22 protein-coding genes are annotated in these 26,105 nt (G+C 68.7%); 9 read left to right on the top strand and 13 right to left on the bottom strand.

The genetic code is table 11. The annotated features are described in order from the left end of the window. Window positions 1–165: 165 nt before the first annotated feature. Both mnmG and NR101_RS08305 read right to left on the bottom strand, forming a co-directional pair. Window positions 166–2,055, bottom strand: a complete 1,890-nt coding sequence (gene mnmG, locus NR101_RS08310; protein ID WP_256774809.1) for a tRNA uridine-5-carboxymethylaminomethyl(34) synthesis enzyme MnmG — start codon at window positions 2,053–2,055, stop codon at window positions 166–168. A 489-nt stretch (window positions 2,056–2,544) separates the two neighbouring features. Continuing rightward, window positions 2,545–3,060 (bottom strand): hypothetical protein, encoded by a 516-nt coding sequence (locus NR101_RS08305; RefSeq protein ID WP_256774808.1) that lies wholly within the window; start codon window positions 3,058–3,060, stop codon window positions 2,545–2,547. A gap of 146 nt (window positions 3,061–3,206) precedes the next feature. Here NR101_RS08305 and NR101_RS08300 point away from each other — a divergent pair, with 146 nt between their 5' ends. Then, window positions 3,207–4,166 carry a pyridoxal-phosphate dependent enzyme gene (locus tag NR101_RS08300; RefSeq protein WP_256774807.1) on the top strand — a complete coding sequence of 320 codons (960 nt, stop codon included), beginning with the start codon at window positions 3,207–3,209 and terminating at the stop codon, window positions 4,164–4,166. Continuing rightward, a complete protein-coding gene (locus tag NR101_RS08295) occupies window positions 4,151–4,762 on the top strand; it encodes a YdcF family protein (protein WP_256774886.1) in 612 nt (203 codons plus the stop codon). The genes NR101_RS08300 and NR101_RS08295 overlap by 16 nt, the downstream gene beginning before the upstream one ends. A gap of 714 nt (window positions 4,763–5,476) precedes the next feature. Here NR101_RS08295 and bioC read toward each other — a convergent pair. The 5 genes from bioC to bioB form a co-directional block, all read right to left on the bottom strand. Next, on the bottom strand, window positions 5,477–6,361 hold the full coding sequence (bioC, locus tag NR101_RS08290) for a malonyl-ACP O-methyltransferase BioC (RefSeq protein WP_256774806.1): 885 nt from the start codon (window positions 6,359–6,361) through the stop codon (window positions 5,477–5,479). Window positions 6,362–6,395: 34 nt separating this feature from the next. Beyond that, a complete protein-coding gene (locus NR101_RS08285; RefSeq protein ID WP_256774805.1) occupies window positions 6,396–7,178 on the bottom strand; it encodes an SDR family oxidoreductase in 783 nt (260 codons plus the stop codon). Between the two features lie 57 nt (window positions 7,179–7,235). Further along, window positions 7,236–7,997, bottom strand: a complete 762-nt coding sequence (bioH, locus tag NR101_RS08280) for a pimeloyl-ACP methyl ester esterase BioH (RefSeq protein WP_256774885.1) — start codon at window positions 7,995–7,997, stop codon at window positions 7,236–7,238. Between the two features lie 16 nt (window positions 7,998–8,013). After that, window positions 8,014–9,225, bottom strand: a complete 1,212-nt coding sequence (gene bioF / locus NR101_RS08275; protein ID WP_256774804.1) for an 8-amino-7-oxononanoate synthase — start codon at window positions 9,223–9,225, stop codon at window positions 8,014–8,016. An 85-nt stretch (window positions 9,226–9,310) separates the two neighbouring features. Continuing rightward, window positions 9,311–10,360 (bottom strand): biotin synthase BioB, encoded by a 1,050-nt coding sequence (bioB, locus tag NR101_RS08270; RefSeq protein ID WP_256774803.1) that lies wholly within the window; start codon window positions 10,358–10,360, stop codon window positions 9,311–9,313. 247 nt (window positions 10,361–10,607) lie between these two features. Between bioB and NR101_RS08265 the strand changes: the two genes are divergently transcribed. The 6 genes from NR101_RS08265 to NR101_RS08240 all read left to right on the top strand — a co-directional run bounded on the left by NR101_RS08265 (window position 10,608) and on the right by NR101_RS08240 (window position 15,142). Then, window positions 10,608–11,147 (top strand): helix-turn-helix transcriptional regulator, encoded by a 540-nt coding sequence (locus NR101_RS08265; protein WP_256774802.1) that lies wholly within the window; start codon window positions 10,608–10,610, stop codon window positions 11,145–11,147. 2 nt (window positions 11,148–11,149) lie between these two features. Beyond that, complete coding sequence (locus NR101_RS08260) at window positions 11,150–12,421, top strand: HipA domain-containing protein (protein WP_256774801.1); 1,272 nt, start codon at window positions 11,150–11,152, stop codon at window positions 12,419–12,421. A 105-nt stretch (window positions 12,422–12,526) separates the two neighbouring features. Continuing rightward, entirely contained in the window at window positions 12,527–13,225 is a 699-nt protein-coding gene (locus NR101_RS08255; RefSeq protein WP_256774884.1) for a ComF family protein, read from the top strand. Between the two features lie 45 nt (window positions 13,226–13,270). Further along, window positions 13,271–14,290, top strand: coding sequence for an SMI1/KNR4 family protein (locus tag NR101_RS08250; protein WP_256774800.1), 1,020 nt, complete (start codon window positions 13,271–13,273; stop codon window positions 14,288–14,290). Between the two features lie 72 nt (window positions 14,291–14,362). Further along, the gene (locus NR101_RS08245; RefSeq protein ID WP_256774799.1) at window positions 14,363–14,599 is read left to right on the top strand and encodes a hypothetical protein; all 237 of its coding nucleotides are present in this window, start codon (window positions 14,363–14,365) and stop codon (window positions 14,597–14,599) included. Window positions 14,600–14,719: 120 nt separating this feature from the next. Then, window positions 14,720–15,142 (top strand): hypothetical protein, encoded by a 423-nt coding sequence (locus NR101_RS08240; protein WP_256774798.1) that lies wholly within the window; start codon window positions 14,720–14,722, stop codon window positions 15,140–15,142. 48 nt (window positions 15,143–15,190) lie between these two features. Here the strand turns inward: NR101_RS08240 and NR101_RS08235 are convergent, their stop codons facing one another. The 6 genes from NR101_RS08235 to NR101_RS08210 are packed head-to-tail and all read right to left on the bottom strand — an operon-like array spanning window position 15,191 to window position 22,422. Continuing rightward, window positions 15,191–16,996 (bottom strand): MFS transporter, encoded by a 1,806-nt coding sequence (locus NR101_RS08235; RefSeq protein ID WP_256774797.1) that lies wholly within the window; start codon window positions 16,994–16,996, stop codon window positions 15,191–15,193. Between the two features lie 53 nt (window positions 16,997–17,049). Then, complete coding sequence (gene nagA, locus NR101_RS08230; RefSeq protein WP_256774796.1) at window positions 17,050–18,165, bottom strand: N-acetylglucosamine-6-phosphate deacetylase; 1,116 nt, start codon at window positions 18,163–18,165, stop codon at window positions 17,050–17,052. Next, window positions 18,162–18,938, bottom strand: coding sequence for a DeoR family transcriptional regulator (locus NR101_RS08225; protein ID WP_256774795.1), 777 nt, complete (start codon window positions 18,936–18,938; stop codon window positions 18,162–18,164). The genes nagA and NR101_RS08225 overlap by 4 nt, the downstream gene beginning before the upstream one ends. Window positions 18,939–18,971: 33 nt before the next feature. After that, window positions 18,972–20,300 (bottom strand): D-tagatose-bisphosphate aldolase, class II, non-catalytic subunit, encoded by a 1,329-nt coding sequence (locus NR101_RS08220; RefSeq protein ID WP_256774794.1) that lies wholly within the window; start codon window positions 20,298–20,300, stop codon window positions 18,972–18,974. Between the two features lie 24 nt (window positions 20,301–20,324). Then, the gene (locus NR101_RS08215; protein WP_256774793.1) at window positions 20,325–21,251 is read right to left on the bottom strand and encodes an ROK family protein; all 927 of its coding nucleotides are present in this window, start codon (window positions 21,249–21,251) and stop codon (window positions 20,325–20,327) included. Between the two features lie 13 nt (window positions 21,252–21,264). Next, on the bottom strand, window positions 21,265–22,422 hold the full coding sequence (locus tag NR101_RS08210) for an SIS domain-containing protein (protein ID WP_256774792.1): 1,158 nt from the start codon (window positions 22,420–22,422) through the stop codon (window positions 21,265–21,267). 322 nt (window positions 22,423–22,744) lie between these two features. Here NR101_RS08210 and NR101_RS08205 point away from each other — a divergent pair, with 322 nt between their 5' ends. Beyond that, window positions 22,745–26,104, top strand: a complete 3,360-nt coding sequence (locus NR101_RS08205; protein WP_256774791.1) for a TIM-barrel domain-containing protein — start codon at window positions 22,745–22,747, stop codon at window positions 26,102–26,104. The last annotated feature ends 1 nt before the right edge of the window (window position 26,105 follow it).

Here is a 26,105-nt window from a genome sequence, read left to right as displayed (position 1 = left end):
AAGACAGGGGCGGACGGCCGCCTGCGCCACCGTCCCGATGCCATGATGATAACGCGGGCCTGCGTGGCGCCACGCCCGCGCTGCCAAGCGCGTAGAGCCGACCGTTGGTCGGCTGCGGCGCACCCGGAGCCGCCGTGCCGCCGACCGTTGGTCGGCTTTACGCTTTTACGCGACGCGGGCGCGGCGCGCGCGTTCCAGGTGCACCAGCAGCAGCGAAATCGCTGCCGGGGTCATGCCGGGGATGCGCTGGGCCTGGCCGATGGTCTGCGGGCGCACGCGCTCGAGTTTCTGCTGCACTTCGGCCGACAACCCGCGCACGCCGGCGTAGTCGAAATCGCTGGCGATGGCGGTGTTCTCATGGCGCTGCTGGCGCTCGATTTCGTCGCGCTGGCGATCCAGGTAGCCGGCGTACTTCACCCCGATCTCGACCTGCTCGGCCACCTTCGGGTCGGCCACGGCCGGGCCCAGTGACGGCACCTGCATGAGCTGGGCGTAGTCCAGCTCCGGGCGCTTGATCAGATCCAGCACGTTGGTTTCGCGGCTGACCGCTACGCCCAGGGTGGCTTCCACTTCGCGGCCTAGCGCATTGCCCGGCGTGGCCCACAACGCGCGCAGGCGTGCCGATTCGCGGGCGACCGCTTCCTGCTTGGTCTGGAAGGCCGCCCAGCGGCGCTCGTCGACCAGGCCCAACTCGCGGCCCAACCCGGTGAGGCGCACGTCGGCATTGTCTTCGCGCAGCTGCAGCCGGTATTCGGCGCGGCTGGTGAACATGCGGTACGGCTCGGTGGTGCCGTGGGTGATGAGGTCATCGACCAGCACGCCCAGGTAGGCCTCGTCGCGACGCGGGCACCAGCCGGCGTCCCCGCGCACGTGGCGCGCGGCGTTGAGGCCGGCCAGCAGCCCCTGCGCGGCGGCTTCTTCATAGCCGGTGGTGCCGTTGATCTGGCCGGCGAAGAACAGCCCGGACACGCTCTTGGTCTGCAGGGTGTTGTCCAGGCCGCGCGGGTCGAAGAAGTCGTATTCGATCGCATAGCCGGGGCGGGTGATGTGCGCATTCTCGAAACCGCCGATGCTGCGCACCAGCGCGAGCTGCACGTCGAATGGCAGCGAGGTGGAGATGCCGTTGGGATAGATCTCCACCACGTCCAGGCCTTCGGGCTCGACGAAGATCTGGTGGCTGGCCTTCTCGGCAAAGCGCACCACCTTGTCTTCGATGGACGGGCAGTAACGCGGGCCGATGCCTTCGATCTGGCCGCTGTACAGCGGCGAACGGTGCAGCGCGGCACGGATGATCTCGTGGGTGCGCTCGCTGGTGTGGGTGATCCAGCAGCTGACCTGGGCCGGATGCTCGGACACATCGCCCAGGTAGGACATCACCGGGCGCGGGTCATCGCCGGGCTGCTCGTCCATCACGCTGTAATCGAGCGAGCGGCCATCGATGCGCGGCGGGGTGCCGGTCTTGAGGCGGTCGATCACGAACGGGCGCTCGCGCAGGCGTGCGGCCAGCGTGGTGGCCGGCGGGTCGCCCATGCGCCCGGCGGCGTACTGGGTCTGGCCGACGTGGATCTTGCCGGCCAGGAAGGTGCCGGCGGTGAGTACCACGGCGGCGGCATGGAAGGTCAGCCCGGTCTGGGTCACTGCGCCACGCACGGTGTCGCCGTCGATCAGCAGGTCGTCCACCGCCGCCTGGAACACGGTCAGGTTGGGCTGGGCTTCGACGATCTGCCGGATCGCCATGCGGTACAGGTTGCGGTCGGCCTGGCAGCGGGTGGCGCGCACCGCCGGACCCTTGGACGCATTGAGGGTGCGCCACTGGATGCCGGCGCGGTCGGCGGCATGGGCCATCGCTCCGCCCAGGGCGTCGATCTCCTTGACCAGGTGGCCCTTGCCGATCCCGCCGATGGCGGGGTTGCAGCTCATCGCGCCGATGGTTTCCACGTTGTGGGTCAGCAGCAGGGTGCGCGCGCCACTGCGCGCGGCCGCCAGCGCCGCTTCGGTGCCGGCGTGGCCGCCGCCGATGACGATGACGTCGTAGCGGTAGAAGGAGTCAGTCATGGCGGAGGAGCTCGGGACGGGGCCGGGCGGCCCAGGATCAGCCCTGGAGTCAGGGCGCGGGTGGCGATTTTAGCGCCATTCGTCGGGGGGCACGAAATCAACCCTCAAGTTGGCACGTTTTCTGCAGATAACCCAATAGCACCCAGGATGGCAGGCGCTTTGCGCTACGGACCGGAATTGGAACAGGGGCCGGTCCATGCGCATCCCGGGGAAGCAGAAGGGTCGACAGTCGGGGGACTGTCGGCCCTGTTTTTTTTCCGGGACCGGCCACGGGCCGGCGCCAAAGACAGAAGGCCCCACCAATGGCGGGGCCTTCTGCGTTGTAGGTGCCGACATCCGACGGGGCCGGAACAGGGGGGATCCAGAGTTTCCCGCCGGATATCGACATAGAACTGCATGTGACGCGTTCTGTCGCTTTTGTCACTTTGCGACCGAAGCCGTCACCACCTGACTAGATTGAACCGGGTAGGTGGTGAAAATCAAGACGGCTCAGGGCTCAACTGTGCGCTGGTGCAAATTGTTCATGTTCCGCCACGGCGACCCGTTCGACCGCTGGGCCGGGCGCGGGGCCTGCTGGGCCGGGCGCGACTGCGGCGGCGGCGAGGGACGCTGCTGCTGTTGCGGGCGGCCGACCGAGTCCATGTTCCGCCACGGCGAGCCGCCGTTGTAGGACGGACGCGGGCGATCCGGACGCACCGGCGGATTTCCGCCGTTGCCCGGGCGCGGCGGCGGCCGGTGGTTGTGCGGCGGGCGATAGTTCGGGTACGGACGGTAGTTGGGATACCCGTAGCCGTAGCCACCGCCATACCCGCCGCCGTAATAGCCGCCACCGTAGTAGCCACTCCCGTAACCGTAGGACGGATAGCCGTACGGGTAGCGATACTCCACCGACGGCGCGCCGTGGTAGTAGCCGCTGCCGCCACCGCCACCGCCGACATAGTCGTAGGTGGCGCAGCCGGACAGGGCCAAGAGCAGGCCACCGGCGAAGATCAGGCGCATTTTCATGATGGGGTCCCCCCGAGGGTATGGAGCCAGCTTCGGCCCGGCGCATTGAATCGGCCCTTAACTCAGCCCCGATCCGATGAATGATTGCCATGTTGGCACGCGCGACCGGCGCGATGCGAACCGTGGGCATACGTTAATCTTGCGTCATGAGCGATTCACCCTTGCCCTGTGTCGACGACCTCCTGGCGGCCGCCGCACGCATCGCCCCGTATGCCAGCGTGACCCCGGTACTGCAGTCGCACGTGCTCGACGGGCTGGCGGGCGCGTCGCTGGCGTTCAAGGCCGAGCACCTGCAGCGCGGCGGCGCCTTCAAGTTCCGTGGCGCCTGCAATGCGGTGTGGTCGCTGGAGCCGGAGCAGGCCGCGCGCGGGGTGGTCACCCATTCCTCCGGCAACCATGGCGCCGCGCTGGCGCTGGCCGCGCGTACCCGGGGCATTGCCTGCAACGTGGTGGTACCCGAGGGGGCAGTGGCCACCAAGCTGGCCAACATCGCCCGGCAGGGCGCTACGGTGTGGCGTTGCGCGTCCAGCATCGAGGCGCGCGAAGCCATGTGCGCCGAGGTGCAGGCCCGGACCGGCGCCAGCCTGGTGCATCCCTATGCCGACCCCCGGGTAATGGCCGGCCAGGGCACGGCGGCGCTGGAACTGCTGCGCAGCCACGGCCCGTTCGACGTGCTGGTGGTGCCGGTCGGCGGTGGTGGTCTGGCCGCCGGCACGCGCCTGGCGCTGCAGGCGGTCGCACCGAACACCCGTCTGGTGCTGGCCGAACCGGAGGGCGCGGCCGACACCGCGCGCTCGCTGGCCGCCGGCGAACGCCGCATCGACTTCACCCCGGCAACCGTCTGCGATGGCCTGCGCACCACCCTCGGCGCGCCCAACTTCGCCCTGCTGCACGGCGCGGCCGAGGTCATCACGGTGCCCGACGCGGCCACCCTGGCGGCGATGCGGCTGCTCTGGCAGGTGCTCAAGCAGGTGGTTGAACCGTCCTCGGCGATCGTGCTGGCCGCGATCCTGTCCGACCCGGCGCGGTTTGCCGGGCAGCGGGTCGGGCTGGTGCTGTCTGGCGGCAATGTCGACCTGGACGCACTGCCCTGGGGGCGCGCATGAGCGGGCACGCGCGGGTGGGCCTGCTCGGCTGGCTGTGGCGGCTGTGCGTCGTGCTGTTCGCCTGGCTGCTCGGGGTGACCGCGTGGATCGTGTGGGTGGGCGAGCGCGACCAGGCCGCCAAGGCCGATGCGATCATCGTGCTGGGCGCGGCGGCCTACGATGCCAAGCCGTCACCGGTGTTCGAAGAGCGCATTCGCCATGGGCTGGACCTGTACGAGCAGGGGTATGCGCCGCTGTTGATCTTCACCGGTGGCTACGGCGGCACCGGGGCGCGCTTTTCCGAATCGCAGGTGGCGCGGCGCTACGCGCTCAAGCAGGGCGTGCCGGACAAGGCGATCCTGATCGAGACCGCCTCGCGTACCACCCGGCAGAACCTGATCGAGGCACGCCGGCTCATGGAGCAGCGCAACCTGCACCGGGTGATCATCGTCAGCGATCCGCTGCACATGGCGCGCGCGCTGCGCCTGGCCCGTGAGCTGGGCATCGACGCGCTGTCCTCTTCGACCCCGAGCACCCGCTTCCGCAGCTTCCACACCAGCTGGAAGTTCCTGGTGCAGGAGATCTACTTCTTCCACCGCGACATGTTCCCGGCGTAGAGCCGACCGTTGGTCGGCTGGACCGCTTCCACCAGACATGTTCCCGTCGTAGAGCCGACCGTTGGTCGGCTGGACCACCGACCCGCCACACGGGCAGCCGACCATACGAGTGGCCGACCACACGGCAGCCGACCAACGGTCGGCTCTACGATCAATCGTTCTGCGCCGGATCGGGATCGCCGATTCCACACCAGCTGGAAGTTCCCGGTGCAGGAGATCTACGTCTTCCACCGCGACATGTTCCCGTCGTAGAGCCGACCGTTGGTCGGCTGGACCGCCGACCCGCCACACGGGTAGCCGACCATACGCGTAGCCGACCATAAAGGCAGCCGACCAACGGTCGGCTCTACGATCAATCGTTCTGCGCCGGATCGGGATCGCCGATTCCATACCAGCTCGAAGTTCCCGGTGCAGGAGATCTACGTCTTCCACCACGACATGTTCCCGTCGTAGAGCCGACCGTTGGTCGGCTGGACCGCCGACCCGCCATACCGGCAGCCGACCACACGGGCAGCCGACCACACGGCAGCCGACCAACGATCGGCTCTACGATCAATCGTTCTGCGACGGATCGGGATCGCCGATTCCACACCAGCTCGAAGTTCCCGGTGCAGGAGATCTACGTCTTCCACCGCGACATGTTCCCGTCGTAGAGCCGACCGTCGGTCGGCTGGACCACCGACCCGCCACACCGGTAGCCGACCAACGGTCGGCTCAGGACGTTCTGCGCCGGATCGGGATGGCCGACACCGGCACGCTGGCCACGTCCTGGCCGCGCTCGCGGATCGGGGCGCCGGCCTCGGGTGCCCAGGCATGGGCGTAGATCACTTCCCAGCTGCTGGGCAGCTTGCCGTCGTCGCGGCGCAGCGGCTCGTAGGCCGCGCGTGCGGCGGCAAAGCGTCCGCGACCGGTCAGTGTGTGCCGGCGATCCTGGCGGGCGTTGGTGGCGCCAATGGCCTGCAGCTCGCGCATCAGTGCGGTCAGGTCGTCGTAGGTGAGGGTGAACAGATCGCGGTCCAGCACCGGGTCGCGGAAGCCGGACATCATCAGCGCATCGCCGAACTGCGCGATCGGGGCGAAGCGACTGACATGCGGCACCGCGTCGGCCTGGGCGAAGGCCTCGCGCAGTTCGACCAGCGTGTCCGGGCCGAAGGTGGAACACAGCAGCAGGCCGCCGGGCTTGAGCGCGCGGCGGAAGCCGGCGAACACCGCCGGCAGGTCGTCCACCCATTGCAGGCACAGGTTGCTGTAGATCACATCCACGCTCTGGTCCAGCAGCGGCAGTGCCTGTGCATCGGCGCAGACACGCGAGAACGGTTTCCACCAGCCGGCCTGCTTCTTCGCTTCGCGCAGCATCGGCTCGGCCAGATCGAGGGCGATCACCTGCGCCTTGGGCCAGCGCTTCTTCATCGCCGCGCTGGCATGGCCGGTGCCGCTGCCGATATCCAGCACCACCTGCGGCTGCCGGTCTTCCAGATAGTCCAGCGATTCGAGCAGGCGCTTTTCGACCTCGCGCTGCAACGCGGCGGCGGCATCGTAGCTGTGGGCGGCGCGCGAGAACGCGCGGCGGACGTGGCGGGGATCGAAGCTGGACGTCATGGAAGGCTCACTGCGGAAAACACGATGGCGAAGGTCAGAACGTGCCGGGGTAGGCGCCGCCGTCGATCAGCAGGTTCTGCCCGGTGATGTAGCCGGCGTGCGCGCTGCACAGGAACGCGCAGGCCGCGCCGAACTCATCGGCGGTGCCGAAACGGCCGGCCGGAATGTGGGTGCGCTTGCGCTCGGCCAGCTGGCCGGCATCGATGCCCTGCTGCTGGGCGAGATAGGCGAAGTTGCCGCGCAGGCGATCGGTATCGAACTGGCCCGGCAGCAGGTTGTTGAGGGTGACGTTGTGGGCCACGGTCTTGCGCGCCAGCCCGGCGACGAAGCCGGTCAGCCCCGAGCGTGCGCCGTTGGACAGGCCGAGGATGTCGATGGGGGCCTTCACCGACGAGGAGGTGATGTTGACCACCCGCCCGAAGCCGCGCTCGATCATGCCATCGACGGTGGCGCGGATCAGTTCGATGGGGGCCAGCATGTTGGCATCCAGCGCGGCGATCCAGTCCTCGCGGGTGAACTGGCGGAAGTCGCCGGCCGGTGGGCCGCCGGCGTTGTTGACCAGGATGTCCACCTGCGGGCACGCCGCCAGCGCGGCCTGCCGGGCTTCGTCGGTGGTGATGTCGGCGACCACCCCGGTGACCTGGCGCGCGCCCGGTAGCGCCTGCAGCTCGCGTACGGCGCGGTCCAGCGCGTCTTCACCGCGCGCGGCGATCACCACGTTGACGCCTTCGCGCACCAGCGCACGTGCGCAGCCCAGGCCGAGGCCTTTGCTGGCGGCGCAGACCAGGGCCCAGCGCCCGGCGATTCCAAGGTCCATGGGTCAATCCTGTGGTGGGAGACGGGCGTACATGATCGGCGATGCGTAGCGGCAAGGTCAGGGCAGGGCGGCAACGAAGTGTTGCAGTTGCGCGGCAACCTCATCGCTATGGCCCAGGAACGGGGCGTGGCCACCGTGGGCGACCACGTGCGCCTGCGCCGCCGGGGCCAGTGCGGCCGCCGCCTGCATGGCCCTGGCCGACACCAGCCGGTCGCGCTGGCCGGCCAGCCACAGGCTGGGCTTGCCCAGGCCGGGCAGGGCGCCGCGCAGATCGGTGGTTTCCAGCAGCCGCAATCCTTCCTGCAACGCGCGCGGGGCCGGCTCGCCGCGCGCGACGAGCAGGTCGCGCAGGGTGCGCAGTTCCTGGCGGGCGTGTTCGGAGCCCATCGCATCCAGCGCCAGGAAGCGTTCCAGTGTGCCGCGGTAGTCCGTGGCCAGGTCCTGGCCGAACTGTTCGAACACCGCCGGCTCGACCGCGTGCGGCCAATCGTCGGCGCGCACGAAGCGCGGGGTCGCGGCGATCATCGCCAACGCGCGCACCTGCGGCAGCGTGGCGGCAGCGTGCAGCGCGAACAGGCCGCCCAGCGACCAGCCGCACCACACCGCCGGCGGCGTGGACGCGGCAATCGCATTGACCACGTAAGGCAACCGCAGCGGGGTGGGGTCGTCGTGGCTGTGGCCGTGGCCAGGCAGGTCGACCAGGTGCAGCTGATGCTGCGCGGCCAGGCGCTCGACCAGTGGTGCGAACACGCCGCCGTGCAACGCCCAGCCATGGATGAGGACCAGCGCCGGCCCGTGCCCGACCACCTCGATATGCAGGCTCACAGCGACCGGCTCACGCGCTCAGTGCATCCAGCGACTGCTGCCGCAGCACGGTATCGCGCGCATGCCCGATTGCATCGGTGAGCGCGCGTACCTGGGCCGGGGTGTGCAGCGCGGACAGCGTCACCCGCAGCCGCGCCTTGCCTTCGGGCACGGTCGGCGGGCGGATCGCGCTGACCAGGAAGCCGGAGGCTTCCAGTGCCGCCGACAACGCCATTACCGTCGATTCGCTGCCGCACAGCAGCGGCTGGATCGGCGTGTCCGACGGCATCAGTTCCAGGCCGTGCTGGCGTGCACCGGCGCGGAACACACCGACCAGCTCGGCCAGCTTTTCGCGGCGCCAGTCATCGCGCCGGGCCAGCTTCACCGCTGCCAGCGACGCGGCGGCCTGGGCCGGCGACACCGCCGTGGTGTAGATGTAGGGACGTGCGGTTTCGGCCAGGTGCTGGATCAGCGCTGCATCGCCAAGCACTACCGCACCGCTGCCGCCGAGCGCCTTGCCCAGCGTGGCCAGCTGCAAGGGCACATCGGCCACGCCCAGGCCGGCATCGGCCACGCAGCCGCGGCCGTGCTCGCCGACCACGCCGATACCGTGCGCGTCGTCCACGTACAGCAGCGCTTCCTGCATGCGCGCCACCAGCGACAGCGAACGCAGCGGGGCGATGTCGCCATCCATGCTGAAGACGCCATCGGTGACCAGCATCGCCGCGCCGTCCGGCGCGTGCTTCAACTGGCGCAGCGCGCCTTCGGTATCCAGGTGCGGGTAGCGGCGCAGACGGCAACCGGCCAGGCGCGCGGCATCCAGCAGGCTGGCGTGGTTGAGCCGGTCCTGCACGCACACATCGTCTTCTTCGCTGAGCAGGGCCTGCTGCACCGCCAGGTTGGCGGCAAAGCCGCTGCCGAACAGCAGCGCGCGCGGATAACCGAGCCAGTCGGCCATTTCCTGTTCGAGCGCTTCATGCAGGGCATGGTGGCCGCAGATCAGGTGCGAGGCGGTGGCGCCGGCACCTTCGCGCGCGGCCGCGTCCTGCAGCGCGCTGACCACGCCGAACTGTTGCGACAGCCCGAGATAGTCATTGCTGCAGAAGCCGGTCAGCCATTGGCCGTCGATCTCCAGCCGCACACCGTCGCGACGGGTCACCGTGCGGCGCACGCGGATGCGCCCCTGCGCGTCGCGGAGCTTGCGCTGGGCCTGGATGCGGTCGTGCAGGTCGGGGCGGGCCATGGTCGTCGGCTGGCATGGATGGGCGGTTAGCGTACCCGGTTGACGGGCCCGGCGCTGCCCCGGCAGGGCCGGCCGGGCGCCGCCCTCAGGCGGCCTGCTCGCAGCCACCCTTGCAGCGGCCTGCCTCGGCCGTGATGTCGGCGTGGACCGTGCCCGGGTGGTCGTGGTCGGCCGCGTCCACCTGGACCGCCATCGGGCGCAGGCCCAGCCGTTCGAACAGGGCCAGGTCGCGCGCGGTGTCCGGGTTGCCGGTGGTGAGCAGCTTTTCGCCATGGAAGATCGAGTTGGCCCCGGCAAGGAAGCACAGCGCCTGCAGCTCATCGCTCATCGCTTCGCGCCCGGCCGACAGCCGCACCATCGAGCGCGGCATGACGATGCGCGCCACCGCGATCATCCGCACGAACTCGAACGGGTCCAGTTCGGCGATGCCGTGCAGGGGCGTGCCGGCGACCTGCACCAGCCGATTGATCGGTACCGAATCGGGATGCGCGGGCAGCGTGGCCAGCGCCAGCAGCAGGCCCGCGCGCTGCTCACGGGTTTCACCCATGCCGACGATGCCGCCGCAGCAGGTCTTCAGCCCGGCATCGCGCACGTGCGCCAGGGTATCCAGGCGGTCCTGGTACTGGCGGGTGTGGATGATCGCGTCGTAGTAGTCCGGCGCGGTGTCCAGGTTGTGGTTGTAGTAGTCCAGCCCGGCCTCGCGCAGGGCCACGGCCTGGTCGCCGCTGAGCATGCCCAGGGTGGCGCAGGTCTCCAGCCCCAGCGCCTTCACCTCGCGGATCATCGCCGCCACCTTGGGCACATCGCGATCCTTGGGCGAGCGCCAGGCCGCGCCCATGCAGAACCGCGACGCACCGGCGGCCTTGGCCTGGCGTGCCTTGGCGACCACCGCCTCGGTGTCCATCAGCTTCTGCGCCGCCACCCCGGTGCTGTAGCGCTGCGCCTGGGGGCAATACGCGCAGTCCTCCGGGCAGCCGCCGGTCTTGACCGACAGCAGGGTGGAAACCTGCACTTCCGCCGCATCGAAGTGCTCGCGGTGGATGCCGGCGGCGCGGTGCAGCAGGTCCGGGAACGGCAGTGCGAACAGCGCCAGCAGTTCGTCGCGGTGCCAGTCGTGGCGGAGGGCAGCAGCCATGGGGTGTCCTGACGGAGAGAGGCGAAAGGGCGGCAGTCTGGTGAGTGCAGTCGAAGCTGTCAACTTAGAGGATCAAATAAAGGTTTACAGTGAAGTGGTGTGCTTGAGCGGATCAATGTTGAATAAATCCAACACAAACCCGGCGAATGTTGGGTTTATGGATCATGGGCGCCTGGCTACGACCTGATGCCGCATTAAATGTAAGATAAAAATGACACCAGCGGCCAAAGTGATGGTTTAATTACGCATGGCCAAGCGAACGCCACCGGTAAGACCAGGAGATGCCAAGCGCATCGCCGCGCTCGGCGAGCGCCTGCGTACCGCGCGGCTCGCGCGTCGCATGAGCCAGGCAAACCTCGCCGAGCGCGTCGGCGTGGATCGCACCACCATAGGCAAGCTGGAAGCCGGCGATGCCGGCACCAGCCTGTCCACCGTCCTGCGCGTGCTTTCCGCGTTAGGCCTGGAGCGGGACATCGAGCGGATTGCAGCGGACGACGCACTGGGTGCACAGCTGGCTGCAAGCAGCCTGAAACGACCGCCACCGCGCCGCGTGCCCGCCGCAACCGGCCGGGCATCGCGCCCGCAAGGTACGCCGCCCGCCACGCTACAGGTCCGGGAGCCAAGGGGTGCAGAAACGCACCCCACCTATTCGACCGATCACACCGGGCCATCGCAGGACGCAACCGGCGACCGATACACGTTGGTTGCAGGCCATCGCGCGCCACGTCTGGATGCTCCGGCTGCAACGCCGACGCGGCGTCGATCCCGCGCACCCGGTAGCCGCTGAACATGGCCGGCCGGGAGCAGATCGACCGGGAAGTCTGGTTCGACGCACCGGAACTCTGCCCACCGGTGCAGGTGGGATGGATCAGCCGGCACGCCGGTCGCACCGGCGACACCGTCGCCTTCACCTACGCCGATGTCTGGCTGCGTGGCGCCATGGGCATCGCTCCTTTCGCACTCGATCCCGGCCTGCCGCTGGTGGAAGGCCACCAGTTCGCCCGCACAGGCGCCGGCGAGGTGACCGCCGCGTTCCAGGACTGCTCGCCCGATCGATGGGGGCGGCTGCTGATGGATCGGCGCGAGGCAGTACGCGCCAATCGCGATGGCGGGCCTCGCAGATCCCTGCGGTCGTGGGACTACCTGATGGGAGTGGATGACACCACCCGCATGGGGGCGCTGCGTCTGCGTGATCCGGACACGCAGACGTGGATCGCTTCGGACAGCCCGGCTGCACCGCCGGTCACCGACCTGCGCCGATTGGAAAGCATCGCGGGAAAGGTGGAGTCCGGTGCCAGACTCACCCGCGACGAGGAAACGCGCTGGCTGATCCAGCTCGTCGTACCTGGCGCATCACTGGGCGGGGCCCGCCCCAAGGCAGGGTATCGGGATTCCGACGGTGCGCTGTGGTTGGCGAAGTTCCCCGGCAACGAAGATCGCCATGACGTCGGGCTCTGGGAATACATCACCTACCGCCTCGCCACGGATGCCGGCGTGCGGATGCCGCCGGCCGCCCTGCTGCCGCTTTCCGCGCGCGGGCACACGTTCGCCGTCCAGCGCTTTGATCGTAGTCCTGAGGGGCGGCGTCACTACGCGTCGGCGTTCACCCTGCTCGACGCGACGCACAGCGAAGGCCACAGCTACCTGGATCTGGCCCAGGTGATCGAAAACCTCGGCACGCAGCGGGGCATCGCAGACGATCTTGACCAGCTTTTCCGCAGGGCCTTGTTCAACGTGCTGGTCGGCAACCGCGATGACCACCTGCGTAACCATGGCTTCCTGCGGACCCGGACGGGCTGGTCGCTTTCCCCCGCGTTCGATGTGAATCCGAATACGGCCAGCGACACGCACGTGCTGGCGCTGGACGATGCCGATCCCACGCCAACGACCGCGCATGTTCTGGCGACGGCTGCGTATTACCAGCTGACGCCGGCCGATGCGGCTGTCATTGAACGGCAGGTGCGGCACGCGGTGCGCAAATGGCAGGCAGTTGCCAAGGCACAAGGTGCCAAACGTGCCGAGATGGAGTTGATGGCCTCGGTGATCGACGCCGACCGATGAGGTACCTGCAAGGCGAATCGCCGACGCTCTCGAAGGGAACGCACTGACAGACATTCGCCGACCGAGGCAGCAGCCTTGTCGCACTCCACGCGCTGCGGTGACACCTTGCCTCTTCACTGGTTCGATTCTCTGGCGTGGCTGTCCCGACAGGCCCTGCCGCTGCGCTGCCTGGTCTGTGACGAAGCCGGGGCCGACGGGCGCGACCTGTGCCTGGCCTGCCATGCCGCATTGCCATGGAATGAACACGCCTGCCCGTTGTGCGCGCTGCCACTGCCAGCCGACGAACCTGCCGAGCGCTGCGGAAGCTGCCAGCACGATCCACCACGCCAATCCGCCGCCGCTGCGGTGTTCCTGTATGCCGCGCCCGTTGACCAGTTGCTGATCCGCTTCAAGTTCCATCAGGATCTGGCGGCGGGACGGCTGCTTTCCCAGCTCATGCTGCAGCGAGTGCCCGCGTTCGCGACCGGTCCGCTGGCGCCGGTGCCACTGCACTGGCGGCGCCTGCGTTCGCGCGGCTACGACCAGGCCCTGGAGCTGACACGCCCGTTGGCGCGCGCGCTGCGACTGCCTTTGTGGTGCGGGCTGCACCGGGATCGGCTCACTGCCGCGCAATCTGACCTGGATGCCGATGCGCGACGTCGCAACCTGCGCGATGCATTTGCAGTGACCTCGCCGCCACCGTCACGGCTGACCCTTGTCGATGACGTAATGACCACCGGCGCTACGCTCGATGCGGCGGTGCACGCGGTGGAGCGAGCCGGACTGCCCGATGCCGCCCTGTGGGTGTGCGCGCGGGTGCCGTAAGCGACCGCTCTATACTTGGTCGCTGTCATAGGGAAAGCGCACCCGATGGATCCGTTCGCCACGTTCGACTTTGATGATTTCTGGGACGACTGCGAGTACGCCCGGCAGAACTACCAGGAGCCGCCGCCCGGCGATGCAGTGATCGCCGAACTCCAGGCCGAACTGGGCTACCGCATCCCCGATGCATACGTCGCCCTCGCGCGGCGCCACAATGGCGGCCTGCTGCAGCGCAGCTGCCACCCGATGTATGAGGCCACCAGTTGGGCCGAAGACCACATCCAGGTCTGCGGCCTGTACGCGCTGGGGCGGCAGAAGCCCTACTCGCTGGGGGGCGAATTCGGTTCGCGTTTCATGCAGGAGCAGTGGGGCTACCCGGACATCGGCATCGTCTTCGCCGACTGCCCCAGCGCCGGCCACGACGTGATCATGCTGGATTACCGCCACTGCGGGCCGCAGGGCGAGCCGCAGGTGGTGCATGTGGACCAGGAGGCGGACTACGCGATCACGGTGGTCGCCCCGGACTTTGCCGCGTTCATCCGCGGGCTGGTGGACGAGGAGGCCTTCGATGACGCCGCCGAAACCCTGGCGATCGATCTGGTCACGGTGGATCGGGGCACCTTGTCACCGATCGTGCGCCGCGCGCTGGATGCATCGGTGGCCGTGCTTCCGCACGGCGAGCGCCACCTGCGCGCGCTGGCCAGGAAGATCACCGAAGAGAAGGGCTTCTTCGCCCTGCACGCCGACGCAGACTCGCACCGCATGTACGACTGGATGTTCTGGCTGTATTCGCAGTTGACTACGGCCAGGTCGTTCACGCAGTTCCTCAAACTCCCGGCCGAGCAGAATGACTACGCAACGCCGTGCTACGAACTCATGCTGCCCTTCGACCTCGTCGCGGCGCCGTTCGGCTTCAAGACCGGTGGCTTCGCGCCCGGGTTCGTCGAGGACTGGTGGAACGCGCGGGTGGCCGACGGTGCCATTGTGCCGGTGGACGGCGGCGGCTATCGTTTCAGTGCCGAGGCCGAGCAGCGGCTGCTGGCGGAGGCGGCTACCGCGACGGGCTGATGGACACGCGGTGATCGAGCCTTTCATCGCCCGGCGCCAGGATGGGCCACTGACCCCTGCACGGCGCTGGCGATGAACACCCCCTTGTCCCCTGTGGTGTCCCTGATCGGCCGCAGCTGGTGGGTACTGCTGCTGTACGGCATCGTCGCCGTGGTGTTCGGCCTGATCGCCATCGCCCGGCCGCTGGCGGCCGCCACCGCGCTGGCCTGGGCGATCGGTGTGATGGCACTGGTGTGGATCGGTGTGGGCAGTCTTATCTACGGTGTACTGCAGATTGTGGTGGGCTGGCGGGTTTGCCGGCTGCGTTGAGTCGCCCGAGCGGTGATACTGCTCCCAGATCCGATTGGAGGTGGATGCATGCGCGCTGTTGTGCTGACTGGACTGATCCTGGCTGGATGTGTCGCCCTGACCGGTTGCCCGCGGAAGGAGATGACCTCCCCTGTTGCTGATGTCGCCGGTGTTGCACCGCTGCCCCAGGCCCGCATCTTGATGCGCGAAGTGGACGAACAGCGCGCTGCGGGTTCCACCCACCTGAAGAATCGCGACGGCACCCCGCTTGCGCTGCTGGAGCCGCCTTTCGTTCTCACCGCCGACGTAGCGTCGGTGGCGCTGGGGATGGATTCCACCGGCCAGCCGGTACTCAACCTGCAGATGACCGAGGCCGCCGCGCCACGCATCCTGGCGGCCACCGAGGCGCGGGTCGGCCGCCGTGTGGCCTTCACCGTGGGCGACCGGGTGCTGACGGTCGCCACCATCCGGGGGCCCTTCGGCAAGGCGATGCAGGTCGCCGGGCTGGAAGATGCCACCGACGCGCAGCGGATATTCACCGAGATCACCGGCAAAGCGCACTAGCCGAGCACGGCCTGCGAGGGCCGGTGGCTTGACCACCGGCGCGTTTCATCAACGGAACGCAGCCTCGATCTGCTCCAGCGTCTTCCCCTTGGTTTCCGGCAGCCAGAAGGCGGCGATCAGGAAGTACAGCAACGTGCAGCCGGCCCAGAAGAAGAACATGCTGGCATAGCCGTGGTGGCCGACCGTGGGCAGGAAGATCGCCGCGATCACGGTGGACACGAACTGGTTGATCAGCAGCGCGATGCTCATCCCGTTGGAGCGGATCCGGGTGGGCATCAGTTCGGACAGCGCCAGCCACACGCACACGCCGGGACCGACGGCGAAGAAGGCCACGAACAGCAGGATGCAGCCGGCCACCAGCCAGCCGTGGGTGGGCGAGGGGACCGGGCCGATCATGGCGCGCTCGATCACCAGCGGCGCCTGCGCGGCATGGGCCGGGTCCGGGAACGGATTGAGGTGCAGCGTGCGGAAGAACGCGCCGATCACGCTGTCAGCCGATACCGCATCCTCACGGCGGATCTCCAGCGCGGCATCGATGGGATTGTCGCTGCGCAACGAACGCACGTTGCTGAAACCGCCGTACGCATAGGACACCGTCAACTGCTGCGGCGCCATGCCGGCATGGCCATCCAGCCGCTGCCACTGCGCGGCGTCCAGGGGCAACGACAAGCTGCTGCCGGCCACCTGCTGCTGCAGCTGCGCATGCACGTCCACGCGGCCGTGCTCGCTCTTCACGAACAACAGCGCGGCCGCCAGCAGCGCCACGGTGATGCCGCCGCTGCCCAGCATCAGCAGGAACTTGCGGCCTTTGCGGTCCACCAGCACCAGCGCCACCACCGTCATGATCGCGTTGAGCAGCTTGATCGCCACGTCCGCGCCGTTGGCCACCGAGCCGGGCAGGCCGGCCTGGTTGAGAATGTTGACCGCGTAGGCCAGCACCGAGTTGATGCCGGTGGCCTGGGTGAAGGCCAGCACCAGGCAGGCCAGCACGAACGGCCACACATAGCGCCGGCTCAACAGCGGATCGCGCGTGCCGTTGCGGCCGGCCTGCACGTCGTCCGGAGCCTGCATGCGCTGCAGGGTCGGCTCCACCTCGGCAGCGGCGACGGTGCGCTGCAGGGCAACGCGTGCCTTGTCGATTCGCCCACGGCGGACCAGCCAGCGCGGTGATTCGCTGATCAGCAGCACGCCGGCGGTGAACACCAGGCCGGGCAGCAGGCAACTCCAGAAGATCGTGCGCCAGGCGTGGTCCTTGACCACGAACAGCAGCCGTTGCTGCTCGGCGGCGGGCAGCTGGCGCACCGCGTCGGTCGCCGCGTCCACGGTATGCGCGTGGTACAGACCGATCAATGCGGCCAGTACCAGCCCGATGGTCAGCAGCAGCTGGAACATCGCCGCGCCGCGGCCACGCCGCTCGGGGCTGAGCACTTCGGCCAGGTACAGCGGCACCACCACACCGATCAGGCCGCCGCTTACACCCTGCAGCAGGCGCCCCATCAACAGCGCGGCGTAGCCATCGGACAGTGCCATGACCGGAATGCTGGCGGTGAACAGCACGCCGGCCAGCAGCATCGCCCCCCGGCGGCCGATCAGGTCGGCGACCATGCCGGCGAACAACGAGGACAGCACGCTGCCCAGCAGCACCGCGGCGACCACGAAGCCCAACTGCTGGCTGGTGAGGTGCCAGCTCGCGGTCGCGGTCGCTTCCAGGTAGGGCAGGGCGCCGGCGATGATGCCGATGTCGATGCCGTAGAGCAGGCCGCCCATGCCGCCGATGAACAACAGATAGCGTACCGGCCAGCGCGGCGCGTCGGCGTGGGCATGCATGGGCGTAGCGGCGGAAACCTGATTCATCGAGCCGGTCCTGTCTGCAACTGCATGCGCCGCATCGGCGCGGGATTCAACGCTTAATCGAGTGCGATGTCGTCGCCTTCCACCACCACCCCGCGCACCTGAAGGTCGCGGTCGAGCACGACCAGGTCGGCCCAGGCGCCGACCGCGAGGCGACCGCGATCGGCGATGCCCAGGTAATCGGCGGGGTAGCGCGACAGCCGGTTGCTGGCATCGGCGATATCCAGCCCCAACGACACCAGGTTGCGCAGTGCCTGGTCCATGGTCAGCGCGCTGCCGGCCAGCGAGCCGGTCGACAGGCGCACGCAGCCCAGGCACTTGTGCACGCGCTGCACGCCGAGCGCGTATTCGCCATCGGGCATGCCGGTGGCGGCGGTGGCATCGGTGACGCAGTAGAGCTTTGGGATCGCGCGCAGCGCGGTGCGGATGGCGCCGGGGTGCACGTGCTGCAGATCGGGAATCAGCTCGGCGTACTCGGCATGGGCGAGCGCGGCGGTGGCGATGCCCGGGTGGTAGTGGTCCACGCCGGTCATGCCGTTGAACAGATGGGTGAAGCCTGACGCGCCGGCCTGCAGTGCGGCCACGCCGTCGGCGTAGCTGCCGGCGCTGTGGCCGAGCTGCACGCGGATGCCCAGGGCGCTCAGCGCGGGAATCAGCGCCAGGTGCTGGCCGATCTCCGGGGCCAGCGTCAGTACCTTGATCGGGGCGATGGCATGCAGGCGGCGCACGTCGTCCAGCGTGGCTTCCACCACCAGCGGGGGCTGCGCGCCCAGGCGCTCGGCACTGATGAAGGGGCCTTCCAGATGCACGCCCAGCATGCGCGCCGTCCCGGGCGCGCGCGTTGCGATCACTGCGGCCAGGCCCGCCAGCGCCTGCACGATGTCATCCTCGTGCGCGGTCATGGTGGTGCCCAGCAGTGCGGTGGTGCCGTGGCGCGCATGCGTTCGGGCGACGGTGCGCCCCGCGTCGCCACCCTGCATGATGTCCACGCCGGCCGCGCCATGCACGTGCAGGTCGATGAAGCCGGGCAGGATCAGCGGTACCTCGTGGTCATCGCGCCGGTCTTCGTGCGCGGTGTCGATGGCGGTGATGCGCTGGTCGAAATGGATGTCGCCGCGCATCCAACCGGTAGCGGTGAGCAGGCGGCCATGCAGGGAGCGGATCTGGGTCAAGGCGGGGACTCGGCGATGATCACTTCGATGCCCAGCCGCTGCAGTCCTTCCAGGTACTCGGCGTCGATGCTGGCGTCGGTGATGACGGTATGGACCTGGTCCAGCTGTGCGATACGGTGCAGGCTGACCCGGCCGAACTTGGAGGCATCGGTCAGCACCACGATGCGGCGCGCGCGCTCGACCATGCGGTGGTTGAGGCTGGCTTCGGCCTCGTGGTGGGTGGTGAGCCCGAACTGCAGGTCCAGGCCATCCACGCCCAGGAACAGGGTGTCGAAGCTGTAGGTGTTGAGGCTGGCCTCGGCCTGGCTGCCCTGCAGCGACAGCGACTGCTTGCGCAGCAGTCCACCGGTGAGCAGCAGCTCAACCCCCGGTGCGTTGGCCAGCTCCCAGGCGATGTTCAGGCCGTTGGTCATCACCGTCACGTCGCGGTGCGCGCGCAGGTGGCGGGCCAGGGTCATCGTGGTGGAGCCGGAGTCGATGATGATGTTGTCGCCTGCCTTGACCAGGCCAGCCGCGTGCGCGCCGATGCTGTCCTTGACCGGCAGGTTGAGCGTGTCCTTCTCGTGGATGTCCTGCTCCGGCAGCGGCGTGCGTACCAGCGTGGCGCCGCCGTGGGTGCGGGTGGCCATGCCCTGCGACTCGATGTGGGTCAGGTCGGCGCGGATGGTCACCGCCGACACGCCAAAGCGCTCGACGAGATCGCTGACCTGCACGTTGCCGTGGTCGACCAACAACTGCAGGATCTGTTGGCGGCGCTGCCGTGTGTTCCGCATGGGGACGATTCCGTTCAGAAGGAAAGCCAAAGCTTACCGTTCCGAAAGCTCCGTGGCCCGGGAAGTTTCGTTATCGGCAGCTGCCCGGTTGCGATTGCAGGCGCGTGCGTACTCGGCAAGGCGCTCGGCCACCTTGTGCTGGATCAGCGCGCGGGGCTCGGCCTGCAGCTCGCCGCGTTCGATGGCCAGCTGCTGGGTGGGCAGAAACTGGCTGAGCAGGATCTGCGGCGGCGCGTGTTCGGTCAGGTTGGCCAGCAGGGTGTCCAGTGCTGCCTGCACCGGCGCTTCACCCCAGTAGTAGCGGCTGCGGTCACTGAGCGCGTACGCGCGCAGCAGGCGCAGTTGGTGTTCATCGCCCTGGTAGTAGCTGCGCCAGCTGCCTGGCATGTCGACCATGCAGCGGTCCAGCACCTCGATCAGGTTCGAGCACCGCGCGGCGGGCAGCAGTTCGCGCTCGATCATCGCCAGCGCGAACACCGCCTCGCGGAAGGCATAGGTCGCCGCCGGGCCTACCTTGAGGATGGCGAAGTGATCGCGCACCAGCGCATGCAGGCCAGCTTCGGTCTGGTAATCGGTGGAGTGTGCCTCGAACACGATGCGCGGCTGCTGCTCGACAAACGCCGACAGTTCGGCCGCGGCGGCCGGGTCGTAGTAGTGCACGCTGCTGTGGTCGAAATCCACACCCGGCTGCACCACCATCGCGATCACCCGCTCCCACGCCGGCAGCAGGTCCGGCGCGGCGAACGCCTCGCGGTGGATCGCCAGCGTGGTCGCCGCAGCGGCGGGCGTGGTGACCTGCAGGCCACCGGCCAGCGAGGCTTCGCCACCGGGGATTGGCACCTCGGTGCCGATCACATACACCGGCGGCGGCAGGCCGTGCTCGGCGGCGGTGCGCTCGGCGATGCGCGCCAGCTCGGCCGAGCGCGCCGCGACGGTGGCATCCGGCAGCGGCACCGGGTCATCGGCGCAGGACATGCTGCAGTCCAGGTGGATCTTGTGGAAGCCGGCGGCCACGTAGGCGGCGATCAGCACGCGCGCATTGGCCATGGCCGCCTCGGCCGGACCCTTCTGCCAGGCGTTGGGGCCGAGGTGATCGCCGCCCAGCACCAAGCGCTCGGCCGGGAAGCCGGCGTCGCGTGCCAGCTGCAGCACGTAGTCGCGGTACTGCGGCGGGGTCATGCCGGTATAGCCGCCGAACTGGTCGACCTGGTTGGAGGTCGCCTCGATCAGCAGCAGGGTGTCGTAGCGCCGGGCCACCTGCATCGCCGCCAGCAGCACCGGTGCGTTGCTGCAGCACACGCTGTACAGCCCGACGGGGTGGCCTTGGCGATGGGCGGCGATCAGCGATTGGATGGCAGACATGGCAACTCCAGTAACAACGGAAGATCAGTGGGCCCGGTGGTGCTGCCGCGCGAGCAGGGCGGCGCCGCGTGCGCCACCGGCATCGCCGAAGGCCGGCGGCAGGATCGGGGGCACGCGCACCCCCTGGAACAGGTACGGGGCGATCGCCGCTGGCAGGTCGCGGTAGAGCTGCTCCAGCTTGGACAGCCCGCCGCCGAGCACGATCACGTGCGGATCGACGGCCAGGATGAGGTTGGCGAAGCTGTAACCGAGCAGATCGCGGTGGACCGCCAGCGCCTGCGCCGCGAGGGGATTGCCGGCGGCGGCCAGGGCCACCACGGTCGTGGCGTCCATCGCCTCGCCGCCGCGGCCTTCGTAAATCAACGTCAGCCCATTGCCGGAGACATATCGCTCCAGACAGCCGCGCAGGCCACAGGCGCAGGCCAGCACCGGCAAGGCATGGCGCTGCAGGAGGGTGGCCGGAATGCTCCAGTGCCCCCACTCGCCGGCAATGCCGTTGGCACCGGCGACCAGGCGCCCACCCACGCAGAAGCCGCCACCGGCACCGGTGCCGAGGATCGCGCCGAACATGCTCGCGTAGCCCGCACCCGCGCCGCCGTGGGCCTCGCTCAACGCGAAGCACTGCAGGTCGTTGCCGAACTGCAGCGGGCGTTGCAGCAACGCCTGCAGGTCATCACCGACCAGGCGCCCGGTCAGCACCGGTACGTTGGCGCTCAGTTGGCGGCCGCTGACGCGGTCGCGCACGCCGGGCAGGCCGATGCCGATGGCAATGCCTGCACCGCCCAATGCCGCGTCCGCGCCGTGCACCAGACCGGCGATGGCCTGCAGGAACGCGTCGTAGTCCTGTGTCGGCGTGCCCACCCGCTGCCGATGCAGCTCGCGCAGGTCGCCGTCGTAGGCGACCAGTTCGATCTTGGTGCCACCCACATCGAGGCCGTACCAACACTGCATGGGCGTTGCCTGCTCAGCCATGGGGATGGATGGTCACGCCCTGCACGACCCGGTTGACGGTGCCGTCGGGGAAGGGATTGTCCGGCGTGATGCCGAGCGCGGCCGAGCGCTGCAGGGCATAGCACTGCGGCACCAGCAGCCACAGCGGTGCCAGCCACGGGTCGGCCAGCGCGGGCGCATCCAGGACGAAGTCGCCCTCGACGCGGTCGGCGCCGTCGGGGCCCACCGAGATCACCTTGGCGGCGATGCGGTCGCGGCGCAGTTCGTCCAGCAGGTCCTGCTCGTAGCGGCGCGACAGCGGCTGCGCGCTGCGCAGCATCACCACCAGGGTGTCGCCATCGAGCGTGGACTTGGGACCATGACGGAAGCCGAGCGGCGTGTTGGCCAGCGCCAGTACACGCCCACCGGTGAGTTCGAGCACTTTCAGCGCTGCCTCGCGTGCCAGCGCTTCCAGCGGGCCGCTGCCCAGGTAGATCACCCGCGAATACGCCGCTTGCGCCAGTGTACCCACGCCGGTATCCCAGGCGCCCAGCGCCTGCTCACCGTGCGTGGCAAGCGTGCGCAGACGCTGCAGGCGCTGCGGCCACGGCGCGGTGTCGAACACGCTCAGCGCGGCCAGCAGCATGCAGCTCAGGCTGCTGGTCATGGCGAACGCACGGTCGCAGCTGGCGACCGGCATCAGCAGCGACAGCGTGTCGCTGCGGCCCTGGCCACGCCGGGCCAGTTCGCCGTCGGGGTTGCAGGTGATATCCAGGAAGCGCGCCTCATCCACCATCGCACGCACCAGCTCCACCACGGCCACGCTTTCCGGGCTGGAGCCGCTGCGGCCGAAGGACACCAGCAGGGTCGGGCGGTCGCGGCGCAGGTACAGCGCCGGGTGGGTCAGCAGGCTGGTGGTGTGCAGGGCGCGCACTTCGGCCGGCCACTGCGCGTTGATCTGGTCGGCCACCATCTCGGCGATGAAGCCCGAGCTGCCGGCGCCGGTGAAGATGACCAGTTGGCCCGGCTGGCGCAGGGCCTGGCCGAGGAAGGTATCGATCTTCGCCTGCGCGCTGTCCAGGCTGTCGGCCAGCGCCGTCCACATGCGCGGCTGCTGGGCGATTTCTTCGGCGGTATAGGCGCCGCCGAGGCGCTGCCACGCGGGCAAATCAGTGAGCAGAGAAGCGTCCATTCGCAATTCCTGTTGGGCGACCGCACCTTCTGTGTTTTCTTTCGAAATGTCAAATATCGAAAGATAAAGAAAAGCTGGGTCGATCACATTTTCCCGCGAACAATACGGCGCCAATCGCAAAGATGCCGCGCTGCGACATGGTTACAGGCGACACGAAGTCCGCATTCAGCCGCCATATAGAAAGTGGTGCCCCGCAACAACTTTCGTTTAGACTGAAATATCCTTCTTTTTTCTTTGCAATTTATTGACATCTTTCGAGACCCTGCCCTAGAGTCGGCCGCACTGGTTGCAGATACCCGCTCATCGCGGGCTTGGGGGCAAGGTGGAATTCCGGGTACGACGCACGGGTTTGACGATCGCACTGCTGGCCGCGCTGGCGGTGGCCGCACCGGCGATGGCCGAACCGCTGGGCAACCTGCGCGGCATCACCGCCGCCCCCGGCAAGGACGGCAGCCCTGGCTGGACGCTGAGCACCGACAACGGCGTGGCGCTGCGCGTAGACCTGCTCGGCGCGGACGTGCTGCGCATCCAGGCCGGGCGCAACGGCACACTGCGGCCGGCCGGCGACAAGGCCGCCCCGATCGTGCTGCCGCAGCCGGCGGCCAAGGTCGCCTTCCAGCTGGAAGAAGACGGCAACGAAGTGCGCATCCGCACCGATGCGCTGGTGCTGCACATCCAGCGCACGCCGCTGCGGCTGGCGCTGGACCGCCGCGAGCAGGGCACCGACATCGCGCTGTGGCGCGAACTGCAGCCGCTGGACCTGGACAAGGAGCAGAGCGTGCAGGTGCTGTCCAGCGAGGCCGACGAACACTTCTACGGCGGTGGCCAGCAGAACGGCCGCTTCGAGTTCAAGGGCCGCGAGCTGGAGGTGTCCTACTCCGGTGGCTGGGAAGAGGGCGACCGCCCCAACCCGGCACCGATGCTGCTCAGCTCGCGCGGCTGGGGCATGCTGCGCAACACCTGGAGCGATGGCAGCTACGACCTGCGCCAGGCCGACCAGGCCACGCTGCTGCATCGCGAAGACCGCTTCGATGCGTACTACTTCGTCGGGCCCAGCCTGCACACGCTGCTGGACCGCTACACCACGCTGACCGGCCGCGCCGGCCTGCTGCCGCGTTGGGCGTTCTCCTATGGCGATGCCGACTGCTACAACGACGCCGACAACATCAAGAAGCCCGGCAGCGTGCCCGACGGCTGGAGCGATGGCCCCACCGGCACCACCCCGGACGTGGTCGACAGCGTGGCCAAGCAGTACCGCGCGCACGACATGCCCGGCGGCTGGATCCTGCCCAACGACGGGTACGGCTGCGGTTATAAAAAACTCCCGGAAACGGTGCAGGGCTTGGCGAAATACGGCTTCAAGACCGGCCTGTGGACCGAGAACGGCGTGGACAAGATCGCCTGGGAAGTGGGCACCGCCGGCAGCCGCGTGCAGAAGCTGGACGTGGCCTGGACCGGCAAGGGTTACCAGTTCGCGATGGACGCCAACCAGTCCGCGTTCAACGGCATTCTCAACAACTCCGACTCGCGTCCGTTCCTGTGGACGGTGATGGGCTGGGGTGGCATCCAGCGCTACGCGGTGGCCTGGACCGGCGACCAGAGCAGCAGCTGGGATTACATCCGCTGGCACATTCCGACCCTCATCGGCTCGGGCCTGTCCGGCATGGCCTATGCCAGTGGCGATGTGGATGCGATCTTCGGCGGCAGCGCCGAAACCTTCACCCGCGACCTGCAGTGGAAGAGCTTCACGCCCGTGCTGATGGGCATGTCCGGCTGGTCGGCCAATGCGCGCAAGCACCCGTGGTGGTTCGACGAGCCGTACCGCAGCGTCAACCGCGACTACCTCAAGCTGAAGATGCGCATGACCCCGTACATGTACGGGCTGGCGCACGATGCGGCCACCAGCGGCGCACCGCCGCTGCGCGCGCTGATGTGGGACTACCCGCAGGACCCGCAGGCGTATACCGAAGCGCACAAGTATCAGTTCCTGCTCGGCCGCGAACTGCTGATCGCCCCGGTGTACCGCAGCCAGGCCGCCAGCCGTGGCTGGCGCCGCGACATCCACCTGCCGCCGGGCCGCTGGATCGACTACTGGGACGGGCGCCAACTGCAGGCCGGTGCCGACGGACGTTCGCTGGACCGCCCGGTCGACCTGGCCACGATCCCGGTGTTCGTGCGCGCCGGGGCGATCATCCCGATGTACCCGGACATGCTCTACGACGGTGAAAAGCCCCTCGATGAAGTGACCTTCGACCTGTATCCGCAGGGCGAGGCCAGCTACACCCTGTACGAAGACGACGGCGCCACCCGCCGCTACGAGAAGGGCGAATCCAGCACCCAGCAGATCCACGTGCAGGCACCGGCGCAGGGCAGTGGCCCGGTGCAGGTGCGCATCGATGCCGTGCAGGGCCAGTACGCCGGTCAGCGGGCGCAGCGCCGCTATGGCCTGCGGGTGCTCAGCCGCCAGCGTCCGAGCGCGGTGACGCTGGGCGAGCGCACGTTGCCGATGCTGGCCGACAAGGCGGCATGGCAGGCGGCCAGCGAAGGCTGGTACTTCGATGCCAGCGAGCGTCGCGGCACCGTGCACGTGCGTACCGCCCCCAGCGACATCCGCCAGCCGCTGCGCCTGCAACTGGCGCTACCGGTCGCCGCCGCCGTGGCCGATGACGCCTACCCGGCTGCGCCCGAGCTGGGCCGCGCGCTGCCGTCGGACAGCCTGCTGGTGGTCAACCGCCCGGCCGAAGAACAGGGCTACGAACTGGAAAAGGCCTTCGACGACGATACGGCCACGTGGTTCCGCACGGTGCGCAACCAGGCGGTCAAGACCGGCGCGCACGAATGGGTGGTCGGCTTCGGCGAGCGCAAGTTGATCGATGGCATCGAACTGGCCCCGCGCAACGACCAGCACTGGAAGAACGGGCAGATCCGCGACTACGAGATCTACCTGGCCGACAGCAACGGCGAGTGGGGCGAACCGGTCAAGCGCGGTCGCCTGACCCTGCAGCAGGGCATGCAGCAGATCGACTTCCCCGCCCACGCCGGCCGCCTGCTGCGCTTCCGCGTGTTGAGCACGCAGAACCCGGAAGGCGACGGCGCCAGCGCGTCCGATCCGATGGTGACCGCCGCGCAGGGCAGCGTGGCCCGCGCGGTGGATGCGCTGCAGCCGCGCGATGTGGGTCCGATCGTGCTGTCGACCTTCCATGTGCTGGAACACCAGCAGCCTGAAAAGCCGGCGCAGCAGCTGTACCTGTCCGCATTGCCACTGCCGGCCGCGTTGCAGGCCAGCGTCGCCACCGACCACGCCTTCGGCGGCACGGCGGACATGCGCATGAACGGCCTGCACTTCCGTCGCGGCCTGGGCGTGAATGCCAGCAGCCGCATCGACCTGCAGCTGGGCGGTAGCTGGCGCCTGCTGCGCGCCGACCTCGGCATCGATGACCAATGCCGCGCCGCCGGTGGCATGCAGTTCCAGGTCTGGGGCGATGGCCGGCTGCTGTACGACAGCGGCCTGGTCAAGGCACCGGGCGTGGTCAAACCGGAAGTGGACGTGCGCGGCCTGCAGCGACTGAGCCTGCGCACGCTGGGCGCGCAGGGCCAGACGCCTGCGCAGGTCTGTGGCAACTGGGCCAATGCCGCCCTGATCGGACAGGAGGGCGATACCGCCAGCATCGTGTCGCCGTAAC

It is taken from the genome of Stenotrophomonas sp. Ste86 (genome assembly GCF_024519465.1).
GTDB lineage: Bacteria > Pseudomonadota > Gammaproteobacteria > Xanthomonadales > Xanthomonadaceae > Stenotrophomonas.
The sequence above is the reverse complement of the archived record's forward strand: the minus strand, read 5'-3'. Positions and strand labels throughout refer to the sequence as shown.